Annotated in this window: 12 protein-coding genes and 1 pseudogene; 7 read left to right on the forward strand and 6 right to left on the reverse strand. The window is 72.2% G+C overall.

Translation table 11 applies throughout. From position 1 onward, the window contains the following. The first annotated feature begins 206 nt into the window (after positions 1 to 206). The 5 genes from purE (at position 207) to ACWXWW_RS10870 (ending at position 4922) form a co-directional block, all read left to right on the forward strand. The gene (gene purE / locus ACWXWW_RS10850; RefSeq protein WP_282979736.1) at positions 207 to 674 is read left to right on the forward strand and encodes a 5-(carboxyamino)imidazole ribonucleotide mutase; all 468 of its coding nucleotides are present in this window, start codon (positions 207 to 209) and stop codon (positions 672 to 674) included. Between the two features lie 11 nt (positions 675 to 685). Further along, complete coding sequence (locus ACWXWW_RS10855; RefSeq protein WP_455969892.1) at positions 686 to 2116, forward strand: LCP family protein; 1431 nt, start codon at positions 686 to 688, stop codon at positions 2114 to 2116. Continuing rightward, positions 2113 to 3189, forward strand: coding sequence for a glycosyltransferase (locus ACWXWW_RS10860; protein WP_455969893.1), 1077 nt, complete (start codon positions 2113 to 2115; stop codon positions 3187 to 3189). The genes ACWXWW_RS10855 and ACWXWW_RS10860 overlap by 4 nt, the downstream gene beginning before the upstream one ends. Before the next feature lie 96 nt (positions 3190 to 3285). Further along, positions 3286 to 4161, forward strand: a complete 876-nt coding sequence (locus ACWXWW_RS10865; protein ID WP_455969894.1) for an ABC transporter permease — start codon at positions 3286 to 3288, stop codon at positions 4159 to 4161. Continuing rightward, complete coding sequence (locus tag ACWXWW_RS10870; protein ID WP_271173826.1) at positions 4161 to 4922, forward strand: ABC transporter ATP-binding protein; 762 nt, start codon at positions 4161 to 4163, stop codon at positions 4920 to 4922. The genes ACWXWW_RS10865 and ACWXWW_RS10870 overlap by 1 nt, the downstream gene beginning before the upstream one ends. A 24-nt stretch (positions 4923 to 4946) precedes the next feature. Here the strand turns inward: ACWXWW_RS10870 and ACWXWW_RS10875 are convergent, their stop codons facing one another. After that, positions 4947 to 5855, reverse strand: coding sequence for a glycosyltransferase family 2 protein (locus ACWXWW_RS10875; protein ID WP_455969895.1), 909 nt, complete (start codon positions 5853 to 5855; stop codon positions 4947 to 4949). 1 nt (position 5856) lies between these two features. Beyond that, complete coding sequence (locus ACWXWW_RS10880) at positions 5857 to 7158, reverse strand: UDP-glucose dehydrogenase family protein (RefSeq protein WP_324012313.1); 1302 nt, start codon at positions 7156 to 7158, stop codon at positions 5857 to 5859. A 184-nt stretch (positions 7159 to 7342) separates the two neighbouring features. On the opposite strand from ACWXWW_RS10880, the gene ACWXWW_RS10885 reads away from it, so the two are divergent. Then, positions 7343 to 9439 (forward strand): hypothetical protein, encoded by a 2097-nt coding sequence (locus ACWXWW_RS10885; RefSeq protein ID WP_455969896.1) that lies wholly within the window; start codon positions 7343 to 7345, stop codon positions 9437 to 9439. 22 nt (positions 9440 to 9461) lie between these two features. Continuing rightward, positions 9462 to 11132, forward strand: a complete 1671-nt coding sequence (locus ACWXWW_RS10890; RefSeq protein ID WP_455969897.1) for a glycosyltransferase — start codon at positions 9462 to 9464, stop codon at positions 11130 to 11132. Here the strand turns inward: ACWXWW_RS10890 and ACWXWW_RS10895 are convergent. The 4 genes and pseudogenes from ACWXWW_RS10895 to ACWXWW_RS10910 form a co-directional block, all read right to left on the reverse strand. Next, positions 11095 to 12180 (reverse strand): glycosyltransferase, encoded by a 1086-nt coding sequence (locus ACWXWW_RS10895; protein ID WP_455969899.1) that lies wholly within the window; start codon positions 12178 to 12180, stop codon positions 11095 to 11097. The genes ACWXWW_RS10890 and ACWXWW_RS10895 overlap by 38 nt on opposite strands. Continuing rightward, positions 12177 to 14216 carry an acyltransferase family protein gene (locus ACWXWW_RS10900; protein WP_455969900.1) on the reverse strand — a complete coding sequence of 680 codons (2040 nt, stop codon included), beginning with the start codon at positions 14214 to 14216 and terminating at the stop codon, positions 12177 to 12179. The genes ACWXWW_RS10895 and ACWXWW_RS10900 overlap by 4 nt, the downstream gene beginning before the upstream one ends. Next, on the reverse strand, positions 14213 to 15625 hold the full coding sequence (locus ACWXWW_RS10905; protein WP_455969901.1) for a sugar nucleotide-binding protein: 1413 nt from the start codon (positions 15623 to 15625) through the stop codon (positions 14213 to 14215). The genes ACWXWW_RS10900 and ACWXWW_RS10905 overlap by 4 nt, the downstream gene beginning before the upstream one ends. A 6-nt stretch (positions 15626 to 15631) precedes the next feature. After that, a pseudogene (locus ACWXWW_RS10910) lies at positions 15632 to 15827 on the reverse strand (dTDP-glucose 4,6-dehydratase); the annotation flags it as partial.

Consider the following 15827-nt stretch of genomic DNA (forward strand, 5'->3'; position numbering starts at 1 on the left):
GGAAGGAGATCCGCGTGAGCGCAGGACGATGCCCCCGCAGTGGTCCTGCTCTCGGCGGATTCTCCTGCGCTCGTGCGGACGCCGAGGGGATGGCGGATGGCGCGGGCCCGGGGAGCGAGGCGATGTCGCTCCCGGCGATTTCCAGGGTCTCGCCCTAGCCTTGTCGGGTGCTGAACTCGTCCGAAACGCCCCTCGTCGGCGTCGTCATGGGCTCCGACTCCGACTGGCGCGTCATGGTCGACGCCTCGACCGCTCTCACCGAGCTCGGCATCCCGCACGAGGTCGAGGTGGTCTCGGCGCACCGCACGGTGGACAAGCTCATCCGCTACGGCCGCGAGGCGCGCGGCCGCGGACTCCAGGCGATCATCGCGGGAGCCGGCGGCGCGGCCCACCTGCCCGGCATGCTCGCGTCGGTCACGGCGCTTCCCGTGATCGGCGTCCCCGTGCAGCTGAAGACGCTCGACGGACTCGACTCCCTCCTGTCGATCGTCCAGATGCCGGCGGGGATCCCCGTCGCCACCGTCTCGATCAACGGCGCCAAGAACGCCGGTCTCCTCGCCGCGCGCATCCTCGGCACCGCCGATGCCGCGATCGCCGACCGCATCGAGGAGTACGCCCGCGATCTCGAGCGCCAGGTCGAGGAGAAGAACGCACGTCTGAAGGGCTCTCTGTGACGGTTGCCGCCATGGCACGCACCCGGACGCCGCTGCGATCGAGCGCTCTCGTCGAGACGCGCCCGATGCGGCACCCCGACGCGGCCGACGCGGCGCTCATGACGCGCCGCGGATGGTGGCTCGTCCTGCTCGGCTGGGTCATCCCCGGGTCCGCGCAGGTGCTCGCCGGCAGCCGCCGACTGGGCCGCTTCGGCCTGGGGGCGACCCTCCTGTCCTGGGTGCTCGTCGCGGTCGGCGCGCTCGCGCTCCTGCTCTGGCGCGACGGCGCCATGACCATCCTCCTCAACCCGCTCGTGCTGCTCGCTCTCGCCGCGATCGTCGTCGCGTACGGCGTGCTCTGGATCGTCCTGTCGATCGACACGCTCCGGCTCGTCCGCCTCGTCCGGACGCAGAGCCCCGCGCGTTTCGGCATCGCGGCGCTCGCGATCCTGCTCATGGTCGTCACGGGCGGCACGGTGGCCTACGCCGCACCGCGCCTCGTCGCGGCCTCCAACGCGCTCGGCTCGATCTTCGCCGCGAGCGCCCCGGTCGTGCCGCCGAGCGAGGGCTACTACAACATCCTCCTGCTCGGCGCGGACTCGGGCGACGGCCGCGACTCCATGCGGTTCGACAGCATCTCGGTCGTCTCCATCAACGCATCGACCGGCGCCGTGACGATCACCGGCATCCCGCGCGAGCTGGGCGCCGCGCCGTTCAGCGACGGCAGCCCCATGCAGGCGCTCTACCCGAACGGGTTCGAGGGGCACGCCGATCCGTCGTGCGGCTGGGACGACTGGATGAACCACATCCGCCAGGCCGCCGAGATCTGCCGCGAGGACCACGGCGCCTCGCTCTACCCCGACGCCGAGCGCCACGGCTCGTCGCCGGGCGTGGAGGCCACGAAGGACGCGGCCGAGGGCGTGACCGGCCTCGAGATCCCGTACTACGCGTTCATCGACATGAACGGCTTCGCGGCGCTCGTCGACGCGCTCGGGGGCGTCGACATCGAGGTGTCGCAGCGCCTGCCGAAGGGCGGGGGGCCCGCGTACGAGGGCCAGCCGGCCGAGGACTGGGCGATCGGATGGATCGAGCCGGGCGCCCAGCACATGGACGGCGACACCGCGCAGTGGTACGCGCGCTCCCGCTACACGACGAGCGACTGGGACCGCATGCAGCGGCAGCGGCAGCTGCAGGAGGCGATCCTCGCGCAGTTCACGCCGGAGAACGTGCTCACGCGCTTCCAGGACGTCGCACGCGCCGGCACCGCGATCGTCGAGACCGACATCCCCCAGTCGCTCCTGCCGACCTTCCTCGACCTCGCGGTCGAGGCGAAGAGCCAGGCGGTGACCTCCGTCGAGCTGACGCCCGAGGGGCCGATCGCGGTCGACCAGGAGTCGCCCGACTTCGCAGCCATCCACGCCTACCTCGAGAGCGTCCTGCACCCCGAGGAGTCGTCGGGATGACGGTGCGGCTGCGAGTCGTCCTCGACCAGCTCGCGGCACCCACCGACCCCGATCTCTCCGCGGCCGCGCGCGACCTCGCGCGCATGCTCATCGAGTCGGCGCCCTCGGGATGCGTCGTCGACGCGATCGCGCCGGCCGGAGAGCCGCTGCGCCTGGACGGCATCTCGAGCGAGAAGCGCCTCGCTCTCGCGCGCCGGGAGCTCGTCGCGGCCTGGCGGATGGGCGTGGCCGCGGGCGCCGAGGGCGGCCTCATCCACGCGCCCACGCTCCTCGCGCCCCTCGTCCGGCATGACCGGGCGAAGGACCACGCGCAGACCGTCGTCACGCTGTGGGATCTGCGCGCGTGGGAGGCGCCGGGCGAGCTGCCCCGTGCGGCGGCCGCGCTCGAGCAGGCGCTCCTGAAGCGCGCGCAGAAGCACGCCGATGCGATCGTCGTGCCGACGCACGCGATCGCCGAGCGCCTCGCCGAGCATGCCGCGTTCGGTCCGCGCGTCCGGGTCGTCGCCGGTGCGCCGCCCGAGGGCTTCTCGATCCCCAGCGACGTCGACGCGCGTCGCCGCGACCTCGCGCTGCCCGCCCGCTACATCGCGACGTCCGGAGGAGCTGCGGCGTCCGACGGCCTCGCCCGCGCGCTCGCGGCCGCACGCGCCGTCGACGCCGATGTCGTCGTCATCGACGTGCCGGAGGGGCAGGATGGCGCGGTCCGGGAGATCGCGGAGGCCGTCGGCGCCGATCCGCAGCGCGTTCGCACGCACGGCTCGCTCGACCGGGGAGACCGCGCCGCGGTTCTCGCGCACGCCGCGGCGTTCGCGGCGGGGTCGACGCGGGCCGCGTGGCCCTGGCGCGTCGTCGAGGCGATGGCTCTCGGCACCCCCGTCGTGGCCGCCGACTGCGACGGCCACCGCGAGGTCGTCCTCGACGGAGGCGCGGTGGTCGACGGCGCCGAGATGGGCGACGCGCTCGCGGCGGCGATCGACGACGAGCGGATGGCGCTGCGCGCGCGGGATCGGTCGCGCGCGTTCTCGTGGCACAGCGCGGCGGAGAAGGTCTGGCAGCTGCATGCCGAGCTCTGACGCCGCGCGCTCGGGGCTGGCCTCCAGGTTGCCCGCGGGTGCGGCGATAGGATCGCGTGTGGCTTTTTCCCGATTGACGAGGCAGGGCGCGCACCAGTGACGACGATCGATCTGTCGGAATACGACGTCCCCGGCCGAGGTCGCGGACTCGCGGATGTGTTCCGCTGGCGGTATCTGCTCCGCCTCCTCGTGCGCAAGGGCACGGCGACGCGCTACCGCAACTCGGTGCTCGGCTGGACGTGGTCGTACGTCAAGCCCGGCATCCAGTTCCTCATGTACTTCCTCGTCGTCGGCTTCATCTTCGACGGCAACCGGGGCATCACGAACTTCCCGATCTACCTCTTCGCCGGTCTCGTCGCCGTGAACTTCTTCAACGAGGCGTTCGGCAACGCGACGACGGCCATCGTGGACAACCGCGCCCTCGTGAAGAAGATCTACCTGCCGCGCGAGCTCTTCCCGATCTCCGCGATCATCGTGGCGTTCATCCACTTCCTGCCGCAGCTGGCCATCCTCCTCGTGGTCAGCCTCATCTACGGCTGGCTGCCCACGTTCGCGGGCCTCGGCGCGATGCTCCTCGGGATGGTGCTCATCGCCGCGCTCGCGCTCGGCCTCGGTCTTTTCTTCGCGGGCATCAACGTGCGGTACCGCGACGCGCAGAACTTCGTCGAGATCATCCGCATGGTCTCGACGTGGGCGTCGCCTGTGCTCTACGCGTGGACGCTCGTGGAGGAGAAGGCCACGGGCTGGATCCTCCACCTCTACATGTCGAACCCTGTGACCATCGCGGTCGAGCTGTTCCACTGGACGTTCTGGGAGCCCACCGTCCCGACGAACGCGGACGCACAGCCGCACGGGTTCCCCGAGCACTTCCTCGTGTACCTCGGGATCGCCGTCGCGCTGTGCGCGGTCATCCTCGTCATCGGCCAGCTGACGTTCCGCCGCTTCGAGCGCACCTTCGCCCAGGATCTGTGATGTCGAACACCCTCACCGTCACGTCGGCCACGAAGCCGGCGATCGTCATCGACCACGTGTCGAAGCTCTTCCTCAAGCGCAACACGCACTCCTTCAAGGAGGCGTTCATCGGCTGGATCCAGCGCAAGAAGGTGCGCAGCGACGTCTTCACGGCGCTCGACGACGTGAGCTTCCAGATCGGCGAGGGCGAGTCGGTCGCCGTCCTCGGCTTCAACGGATCCGGGAAGTCGACGACGCTCAAGCTCGTCTCGGGCGTGCTCGAACCCGACAAGGGACGCGTCTTCACGCGCGGCCGGGTCGCGGGCCTCATCGAGGTCGGCGCGGGCTTCCACCCCGAGCTCTCGGGGCGCGAGAACGTCTACCTCAACGCGGCCATCCTCGGCATGAAGCAGGACGAGATCGAGGCGCGCTTCGACGACATCGTCGCGTTCAGCGAGATCGGCGACTTCATCGACACCGAGGTGAAGCACTACTCCTCGGGCATGTTCATGCGCCTCGCCTTCGCGGTCGCGATCCACGTCGACCTCGACGTGCTCCTCGTGGACGAGGTGCTGTCGGTCGGCGACGCGCCGTTCCGCCAGAAGTGCTACGCGAAGATCGAGGAGCTCACGGCGAAGGGCGTCACGATGCTCGTCGTGAGCCACGACATGGGCACCGTGAAGCGCCTGTGCTCGCGCGGGATCTTCATCCACGAGCACAAGGTGCTCTTCGACGGCCCGATCGACGAGGCCGTCGAGCTCGTCCGCACGACGCCGCACTGATCGCGCGCGACGCCGTGCGGCCGGTCAGCGGGCGAGGCGGCGCCGCACCTTGTCGTAGCCGCGCTGGAGGACGTTGAGGCGGCCCACCTCGCGGCGCACCTCGTCGCGGATGCCGTTCTCGACCTCGACGAAGCGCCGGTCGATGAACTTCGTCAGGTAGAGCACGAGGCCGAGCCCGTGCTCGTCGACGTACGCGCGCAGCGCCTCATCGCGGATGAGCGCATCGTGCTTCTCATGATCCCCGCGCGACTCGATCACGCTGTTGCCTGCTGCGCCGTCGGCGCCGGTGCGCTGGTGCCAGTACGCGTACGGCTCGTCGGCGAGGTACTCGAGGGGACCGCGCGCGAGCACGCGCAGGTTGAAGTCCCAGTCGCCGACGACGGGGAGCCGGTCGTCGTACAGGCCCAGCTCCTCGTGAAGGCTGCGGCGGTACACGAAGCCGATCGGCACGTACCGGTTGAACAGGAGCGTGTCGGCGAGGGTCGGCGCCGCGAGCTGCGGCTGGAACACCTCGCGGCGGACGGCGACGAGGCGGTCGCCCTGCTGCTCCTCCCACACGATCTCGATGCGGGACACCACGCCGCCGCGCTCGGGGTGGGCGTCGAGGTAGGCGGATGCCCGCTCGAGGAACTCCGGATGCCATGTGTCGTCGTCGTCGTGCAGGACGAGGAGCGGCGCAGAGGTCGCGAGGACCCCCGCGTTCGCGCTCACCCAGCGCCCGCGCGACGTCTCCGAGTGCACCGCGCGCACACGCGCGCGGTGCTCGTCGGGGAGCGCCGCGATGAGCGCGTCGACGACCGCGGGGTCGCCGCCGTCGTTGACGATCACGGCCTCCCACGCCGTCAGCGTCTGGCCCGTGATGCTCCGCAGCGCCCTGCGCAGGAAGTCGGGGCGGTCCTTGGTGCGGACGACGACGGCGACGCGGGGGGTCATGTCAGCGGCCCATGCCGTGGTAGGTCCAGCCGGCGTCGCGCCAGGTGGTGGGGGTGAGGATGTTGCGGCCGTCGATGATGACGGGGCGGGCGACCTTGTCGCGGGTGGTGTGGGGGTCGAGGTCGCGGAAGGCTTTCCATTCGGTGGCGATGACGACGGTCTCGGCGCCGGTGAGGGCGTCGTCGAGGGTGTCGGCGTAGGCGAGCTGGGGGTGGGCGCGGCGGGCGTTGGGGATCGCTTCGGGGTCGTAGGCGATGACGTCGGCGCCGAGGCCCTTGAGGCGGACGGCGACGTCGAGGGCGGGGGAGTCGCGGGTGTCGTCGCTGTCGGGCTTGAATGCGAGGCCGAGGACGGCGACGCGGTGGCCGTTGATGTGGTCGGGGAAGCTGTCCACGGCGAGGTCGACCACGCGCTGGCGGCGGCGGAGGTTGATCTCGTCGACGTGCTTGAGGAACGCGACGGATTCGCCCTTGCCGAGTTCCTCGGCGCGGGCGGTGAAGGCGCGGATGTCCTTGGGCAGGCAGCCGCCGCCGAACCCGACGCCGGCGTTGAGGAAGCGGCGTCCGATGCGGTTGTCGTGTCCGATCGCGTCGGCGAGCTGGGTGACGTCGGCGCCGACGGTCTCGGCGATCTCGGCCATCGCGTTGATGAAGCTGATCTTGGTGGCCAGGAAGCTGTTGGCGGCGACCTTGACGAGCTCGGCGGTGGCGTATCCGGTGACCAGGCGGGGGGTGCCCGCGGCGATCGCGGTGTGGTAGACGGCGTCGAGGGTGGCGGTGTCGTCGGTGCCGGTGGTGTCGGAGACGCCGTACACGAGCCGGTCGGGCTCGATGGTGTCCTTGACCGCGAAGCCCTCGCGGAGGAACTCGGGGTTCCAGGCCAGGTGCGCGCCGGTGGGGGCGATCAGCTCGGCCAGGCGGCTGGCGGTGCCCACGGGCACGGTCGACTTGCCCGCGACGAGGTCGCCGGGGCGCAGGTGGGGCAGGAGGGACTCGACGGACGCGTTGACGTAGGTCATGTCCGCGCCGGTGCCGTCGTGGCGCTGCGGGGTGCCCACGGCGATGAAGTGGACCTGCGCGCCCGCGGCGGCGGACATGTCGGTCGTGAACGACAGGCGACCCGATTCCAGCCCCTGGGTGAGGATCTCCCCGAGCCCGGGCTCGAAGAACGGCGTCTCGCCCGCGGCGAGCTTGGCGATCTTGGCCTCATCGACATCGATCCCGACGACCTCGTGCCCCAGCGACGCCATCGCCGCCGCATGCACCGCACCCAGATACCCGCAACCGATCACACTCAACTTCATGACGCCTGAAACCTCTCTGGCCGACTCGAACGCGCCGGGCCGGGGACCGGGCCGTGCGACGCAACCCGTCAATCCTCCCATGGACCCGCCCGGCCACCCTCGGAGCGACATGGACGCGGCCCGCGCGGCAGGCCCGGCGCCATCCGCCCCTTCTCAGAGCTTTCACATCTGTCACACTGTTCACATGCGTGCACCCTCTCGCACGTCGGCGCACGCGCGCGGACGTCTCGCTCTGTCGACCCTCGCGGTCGTCTCGCTCCTCGCGGGCGTCCTCTCCGCTGCGAGCCCGGCCCTCGCCGCGGCGCCCGACCCGGATGACGAGCCCGTCATCTCGGCGACGACGGCCCCCGGCGTGCTGCCGAGCGCGCCGCCGCTCCCGTCCGCGACGCCGAGTGCGTCGCCGACCCCGAGTGCCGCACCCACGCCGAGTGCGTCCCCGACCCCCAGCGCGACGCCCTCGCCCTCGCCCACCCCCGGCGCGCTCACCGACGAGGAGATGGACCGCGTCGCGCAGGACACGACGCTCGACGCCGCGGTCGTCGAGGAGGGCGCGGAGCTGCGCGCGAGCGCGGTGAGCCTGGTCGGGTTCGACCCGGGCAACATCATCAGCGACGCCGTGTTCTACGACAGCGGGTCGATGAGCGCCGCCCAGATCCAGGACTTCCTGAAGCGCAAGGTGCCGACCTGCCAGTCGGGGTACACCTGCCTCAAGGACTTCCGCGCGAGCACGACGTCGCGCAAGGCCGACGCGTACTGCACGAAGCCCTATCAGGGCGCCTCGAGCGAGTCCGCCGCGACGATCATCGCGAAGGTCGCCCAGGCGTGCGGCATCAGCCCCAAGGTGCTCCTCGTGATGCTGCAGAAGGAGCAGGGACTCGTCACGCACACGTGGCCGAGCTCGTGGCGGTACACGATCGCGATGGGCATGGCCTGCCCCGATACGTCGGCCTGCGACACCCGCTACTACGGCTTCCAGAACCAGGTCTACGGCGCGGCACGGCAGTACCAGATCTACGCGAAGTCCAGCTGGTTCGACTGGTTCCCGGTCGGGAAGGTGTCGCAGGTCCGGTATCACCCGAACGCGTCGTGCGGCTCGGGACCGGTCACGATCCGGAACAAGGCCACGGCGAGCCTCTACTACTACACGCCGTATCAGCCCAACGCCGCGGCGCTGCGTGCCGGGTACGGCACGGGCGACGCGTGCTCCGCCTACGGGAACCGGAACTTCTACAACTACTTCACCGACTGGTTCGGGGCGACGCGCGGGCCGACGTCGGGTCTCATCCGGACGCCGAACGGAGACATCTTCCTCCTCAACGGCGCGAGCAAGGTCCACGTCACGAGAGAGCTGCTCTCGGCATACGAGGCCGCCTTCGGCTCGTGGCGCTCGGTCTCGGCGGACGAGGCGGCGCGATACCCGACGAAGGGCACGTCCTCGCGCTTCATCCGCAACGCGTCGACCGGCGACATCTCGCTCCTGCAGGGCGGCCAGCGCCACCGCTTCACGACCTGCACGCAGGTCTGGCAGTGGGGCGGCAGGTGCGGCACGGAGCTCGCCCTCACGGCCGGCACGTACACGGCGGTCAAGCAGGGCGCGACGATGACGAACGTCGCGCGCCGCACGTGGAGCGGCACGACGCTCCACCTCATCAGCGGCTCGAAGCTGCACCCGCTCTACGACGCCGCCGCCGCGGCGGCCCTCGCGGGATCGTCGAAGCCGTTCGCGGCCGTCATGCCGCCGTCGGGCCTCTCGCGCTACACGATCGGCGAGGTCCGGTTCGCGCCCGGCTCGTGGGTCAAGCGGACCTCGTCCGCCCGGGTGTACCTCGCGACCTCCGACCGTCGCCTCGTGTACCTCCCGAGCTGGGGCTTCGCCGACGAGTACGGCCTCGGTCGCGGCGTCGACGCGCACGTCCCGGGCGCGACGCTCACCGGGTACGCCGACAAGGGGAGCCTGAGCCTCTTCGCCCGCTGCGGCGGCACGACGTACTTCGCCGCCGGCGGCAGGCTGCGTGCCGTGACCACGACGGCGGGCTTCGCGGTGACGACGCTCGACACGGCGACGTGCCGCGTGCTCGACCTCTCCGGCGGGCGCGTGCCGGGCCGCATCTTCGTGAAGTCGGCCACGAGCGATCGCGTCTATGTGCTCGACGGCGGGCGCCTGCGCCATGTGACGTCGGTCGCGGCCGTGCGGCGCCTCAACGGGGGAGCGTGGCCGACCATCCTCACCCTCACGGCGCAGACCGTGGACTTCCTGCCGAAGGGCTCGGCGGTCCGCTGATGCGCGCGGATAGGATCGGGTGGTGACTGAGCGCCCGGTCCTGTCCGTCGTGATCCCCACGCACGATGTCGCCCCGTGGATCCGCGAGACGCTCGAGACGGTCCTCGCCCAGCGCGTCGCGGGCATGGAGGTCCTCGTCGTCGACGACGCCTCGACGGATGGCACGGCCGACATCGTCGCGGAGGTCGCGGAGCGCGACAGTCGGGTGCGGCTCATCCCGTCGGCCGGTCGGGGCGGCGGCACGGCGCGCAACACGGGGATGGATGAGGCCCGAGGGCGGTTCCTCGTCTTCTGCGACGGCGACGACCTCGTGCCCGACGGCGCCTATGTCGCCCTCGTCGACAGCCTCGCCCGCAGCGGCTCGGATATCGCGTTCGGCGACTACCTCAAGTTCCGTCCCGCCGACACGTGGCGGCCGACCGACGTGATGCCGGCGTTCGACCGTCCCGCGCGCGGCACGACCCTGCGCGACGAGCCCACGCTGCTCTTCAGCCGCCCCTGCTGGAACAAGGCCTTCGCGCTCGACTGGCTGCGCGGCACGGGCATCCGCTTCCCCGACGTCCCGCGGTCCAACGACATCGTGCCGATGGTCAGCGCCTACTTGCGCGCGCGCCGGGTCGACGTCGTCTCAGACGTCGTCTATCTCTACCGCGAGCGGCCGGGCGGCAGCTCGATGTCGGCGCGCGCCGACTCGGCGGCGTCGCTGCTCAGCTATCTGGACCAGGAGCTCGCCTGCGCGCGCCTCGTCGCCGACGCGGGTGACGAGCGGCTCTCGACGGTGTACGCGGATCTCGTGCGCGAGCGGGACGGGTTCGTGCATGTCGCGCGATGGGCGGCGCGCGACGCCGCCGGCGGAGCGGACGATGAGCGTGTGCGCGACGCGCTGCGGGAGCTTCTCGAGGCGACGCCGCCGTTCGCCGGCGACCCGCTCCGCGCGCTCGTGCTGCGGATGGCCGCGGCAGGCGGGCGCGCCGCCATCCGTCCGCTCGCGCGATGGATGACGGGGCTCGGCCCGCAGCCCGTCGCGGACTGGCACGCGGCACTGGACGCCCTGGACGCCGTCGCGGCGCTGTCTCCCGAGGAGCGCGAGGCGCTCATCACGCCGCTCACCTCGTCGCTGCGGTCGGATGACGAGGACGTCGATGCCTGGCACCGGCTCGTCGAGGCCGTGCGCCGCGTGCTCGGCGAGCGCGCCCTCATGCTCGTCCCCGAGGCGCGCGTCGCCGAGCGCGACCTCGGGCGGGCGCTCGCGGCACGTCGTGAGCTCGACGGACGGGTCACGCACGTCGCGCGCATCGGAGGATCGCTTGTCGTGGAGGGACGCAGCGCCCGCGGACAGGACGCGTGCGTCCCCGTGCTCCACGACGGGGAGTTCGCGGGCCGCCCGCCTGTCCCCGCCGCGGAGACCACGTGGCGCGCGGACGTCCGCGGCGGGTGGCGATGGCGCGCGGTGTTCCCGGCGGGCGCGCTGCCGCTGCACCGACCCCTCACCCCGGCGCTTCTCGTCGCCCGGGAGGGCGTCGCGGTGGCCGTCGCGGGGGAGGGGGAGCTGCCCGCGTACGACCCGCGGGATCCGTTCCTCTACGCGCGCGTCGACGGCGTGACCGTCGTGCGGCGCCGGCGGCACTGGGCGCCGCGGGCGGTCCGGCGAGCGCTCATCGTCGCGCGAGAGCGGGCGAGGGCGCTGCGCTGAGCTCGTCGAGCAGCCGGCGGTAGGCGCTCGCCGTGCGCCACGGCGAGATCCCGGCCGTGAAGCGCGCGAAGTCGCGCTCGCCGACGCCCGCGAACAGCTCGCGGTCGCGGAGCAGCTCGGCGATGGATGCCGCCGGCCGCGCGGTGTCGAAGAACGCCACCCAGCGCTCGTCCCCGAACTGCTCGCGCAGGTGCGGCTCATCCGGCAGCACGACCGGCACCCGGAAGGTGGCGGCGAGGTGCACGCTGCCCGAGTTGAGGATCGCGCGGTACGGGAACACCGCGACGTCGGCAGCCCGGAACCAGCGCGCGAGATCCCCGTCGGGCACGAAGGAGAACTGCGTGTGCGCGCGGAGCCCGTCGGGAAGGAGCGCGGCGACCTCCTCCTCCGACTGCTCCTTGACGACGCCCGCGAGGAGCAGGACGATGTCGTCGCCCGCGGCGGTCGCGGCCTCGACGAGCGCGTCGACGCCCTTGTAGGGCCGGATCTGCCCGAGGAAGAGCACCGCGCGATCGCGCTCCGCGAGGTCGAACGACGCCCGCGCGGCGGTGCGGTCGACGCCCGCGTCGTAGATGCCCTCGTAGCTGGGATGAGGGATGACGCGGATCCGGGCCGGATCGAGCGCGACGACGTCGGCGACGACCGCTGCCGTGTCGGGCGCCATCACGTGCACGACGTCGGCGAGGTCGGCGAGGCCCCGGTAGAGCGCGATCTCTGCGTCCCGGAAGCGCAGCTCGTGGGGCAGTCGGTTGTGCAGCGTCCAGACGATCCGCACACCACGGCGGCGGGCGTCGCGGAGCGCCGCGAGGAGGCGGCGCAGACGGTCGCGGGCGTCGGCCTCGTCGGCGGCCTCCTGCACGAGCGGGGTCGTCCAGTGCACGTGCACGACGCCGCCCCGGGGCAGGGCCGGCAGGGCGTGCAGCAGCTCGGCATGCGTCGTCGCGCCCCGGAAGCGGTAGCCGGCCGCACGCGCCGCCAGCTCGAGGAGGTTGAGGTAGGGGTTCTCCGGCCACGTGGGGAACACGAGCACGGTTCCGGCGTTCTTCATCGACTCCTCCTCGGGGTGGGCGACGGCTCGACGCCGATCGCCGCGCTCACACGCTCGGCGAGATAGCCGCCGAGCGTCGTGCTGAACGACCCCGTGATGTGGTGGAGGTCGCGGTACACGAGCACGCCTCCCAGCATCATGGGGCACGCGTCGGCCGTGCAGTACGCGTCGGACAGATCCACGAGCGGCGCGTCGAGAGACGCCGCGGTCGCGCGGAGCGGATCGCTCTCGAGCGCCGCGTCGGCGCGCGGGATCGCGCAGGTCGCCTCGGTGAGCACATCCGCGGTGGCCACGCAGTCCTGGGCGGCTGCGGGCACACGCGGGTTGTCGGCGAGCACGACCACGCGCGTCCCCGCCTCCTGCGCCGACCGCCACGCCTCGGCGTAGCGGTCGGCGACCGCGGCCTGCGCGGCCGCGTCGCGCTCGGCGGAGTTGACCGCGGTGACGAGCAGCACGTCGTACGCCCCGTCGGCGAGACGGCTCTCGAGCCGTGCGTTCCGCTCGGCGCACGCGGCGCTCGCGGGCTCCTGCCAGACGCAGCCCCGCCCCACGAACGTCTCGACGCGCCATCCGCGCTCGTCGGCGACCTCCCGCAGGGCGGGGATGAGCATCGCGGCATGCGAGTCCCCGTGCAGCGCCACCCGGACCGCGCCGGGCGCCTCGGAGCCGAACGTGCACGACACCGGCTCCCCGCCTGCGCCGGGGTCGAAGTCGTAGCAGTCGAAGGCGCCGGCCATGTCGTCGCGGAGGCCCGCCAGGGCGGGCACGACATCCGCGATCGGATGCCGGTCGTCCGCGCGGCCGGCGCAGCCCGGCTCGAGGAGGGCTGCCGCACCGCGGCACTGGGCGGGATCTCGCAGGCTCGCCTCGGCGTGTGCGCGCTGCTCGGCTGCCGCCGTCGCGCCGTGCCACATCGGCAGGGCGGCGACGGCCACGACCACCGCCATCCCGACTGCGGTGAGGGCGAGGATCCGGGAGGGCCGGGCCGCGCGGGGGCGCGCGCCGAAGCGGATCGGATCCTCCACGAGCCGCTTCGACGCCGCGGCGAGCACGAAGGTCGTCGCGAGCAGCAGCAGGTTCTCAGGGAGGTCGGGCGCACGGCCGAGCACGTGCGGCGCGATCACCACGAGGGGCCAATGCCAGAGATACACGCCGTACGATTGATCGCCCACCCACTGCACGGGGCGCCATGCGACGAGTCGCTCGAACGCGTGCGCGGGCGCGGTCGGCCCGATCGCGATGAGGAGCGCGGTCGCCGCGGTCGGCACGAGCGCCCAGGGGCCGGGGAAAGCCGTCGCGGCGTCGAACACGAGCATCGCCATCACCAGCGCGGCGACCGCGGCGACCCAGATGGCCAGGCGGACGGATGCCCTCAGGGCGAGCGGGGGCAGGAGCGCGACGATCGCGCCGAGCGCGAACTCCCACAGGCGACTCGCGGTCGAGAAGTAGCCGTACGGATAGCTCGCGCCCGTGAGCCACACGCTCACCGCGAAGCCGACGACCGCGACCGCCACGACGCCGGCGACGAGCACCCGTCGCCCCCGCAGGCGGCGCGCGGTGGCGGCGAGGACGAGCAGGGGCCACAGGAGGTAGAACTGCTCCTCGACGGCGAGCGACCAGTAGTGCTGGGCGATCGGCGGAGCCGCGTCGTGCGCGAGGTAGTCGACCCCGTCGGCCGCGAGCTGCCAGTTCACCGCGTACAGCGCGCTCGCGACGATCGAGCGCAGGTCGGGGGCCTGCTGGGGCGCGGGTGTCCACACGAGCACGAGCACGACGCTCGCGAGCAGCACGAGCAGGCTCGCGGGCAGCAGGCGACGGGCGCGGGCGGCCCAGAACGCTCCCAGTCTCAGCGTCCCGCGCTCGCGTGCGCAGACGAGCTGGCCCGTGATGAGGAAGCCGGAGATGACGAAGAAGACGTCGACGCCCGCGTAGCCGCCCGGCAGGGCTCGCGGCCAGATGTGGAACAGGACGACGCCGAGCACCGCGAGGGCGCGGAGGGCCTGGATGTCGGCGCGCGCGGGGGTGCGCGTGGTCACTGCGGGGTGAGGTAGGCGGTGAGGCGGTCGGTGTGGTCGGCGGGGGTGTAGCCGGTGGCGGTGATCTTGGCGAGGTCGAGGACGCTGTTGCGGGGGCGGGGGGCGATGGGGCCGGTCGCGGTGGCGTAGTAGGCGTCGGTGGTGACGGGGGTGATGCGGGCGGGGTCGTGGCCGGTGAGGGTGAAGACGCTCTGGGCGATCTGGGCCCAGGTGGCGGGCTGTCCGCTGCCGGTGAGGTTGTAGGTGCCGTAGGGGGCGCGGGTGGTGAGGAGGTGGTGGATGCCGGCGGCGAGGTCGTCGGTGAAGGTGAGGCGTCCGGTCTGGTCGGCGACGACGGAGGGGTCGATGCCGCGTTCGGCGAGGGAGGCCATGGTGGTGACGAAGTTGCGGCCGTCGCCGATGACCCAGCTGGTGCGGATGAGGTAGTGGCGGGGGACGGTCTGCACGATCGCGTCGCCGGCGGCCTTGGTCTGCCCGTAGACGCCGAGGGGCGAGAGAGGGGCGTCCTCGGGGTAGGGGGCGTCGGATGTGCCGTCGAAGACGTAGTCGCTGGAGATGTGGACGAGGGTGCAGCGGTGCTCGGTCGCGATGCGGGCGAGCGCGGCGACGCCGGTGGCGTTCGCGGCCCAGGCCTGGGTGCGGCCCTCGGGGGTCTCGGCGTTGTCGACGGCGGTGTGGGCGGCGGCGTTGACGATGACGTCGTAGTCGCGCCAGGGTCGTGCGGTGTCGAGGCCGGGGGAGGCGAGGTCGAGGTCGGCGCGGGTGGCGTACTCGATGTCGGGGCGGTCGCCGAGGAGGGCGCGCAGGGCGCGGCCGAGCTGGCCGTTCGCGCCGAGCACGAGGGTCTTGCGCGGCGGGATCGGCACGACGTCGGCCAGGCGCGGGTGGGTGCGGTCCTTGTCGCTGATCTCGACGTCGGAGAGCGGGATGGGCCAGTCGATCGCGACGGTCTCGTCGGCGAGATTGAGGAAGGAGTAGGCCGCGTCGGGGGACCAGTGGTCGTTGACGAGGTAGACGTAGGCGGTGTCGGGCTCGAGGGTCTGGTAGCTGTTGCCGACACCGCGGGGCACGAAGATCGCCTTCGACGGGTCGAGCTCGGCGGTGAACACGGCCCCGAACGTGGGGCCCTCGCGCAGGTCGACCCAGGCGCCGAAGATCCGCCCGGTCGCGACGGAGACGTACTTGTCCCACGGTTCGGCGTGGATGCCGCGGGTGGTGCCGGGCTTGTCGTTGAAGGAGATGTTGTTCTGCACGGGCCCGAAGTCGGGCAGCCCGAGCGCGGTCATCTTCTCCCGCTGCCAGTTCTCCTTGAACCAGCCGCGGGCGTCGCCGTGGACGGGCAGGTCGAGCACGACGAGCCCCGGGATCGGGGTGTCGGTGACGGCGAGGGTCTTGCCGAACGTCGTCACTGCCGGTCACTGTCCTTTCGAGGCGTAGAAGGCTTCGACGTGGTCTTTGGCGGGGGCCCACCAGGTCTCGTTCTCGCGGTACCAGTCGATGGTCGCGGCGAGTCCTGCTTCGAAGTCCTGGTAGCGGGGGGTCCAGCCGAGTTCGGTGCGGAGCTTGGTGGAGTCGATCGCGTAGCGCAGGTCGTGGCCGGGGCGGTCGGCG

It is taken from the genome of Microbacterium sp. KNMS, assembly GCF_053851835.1.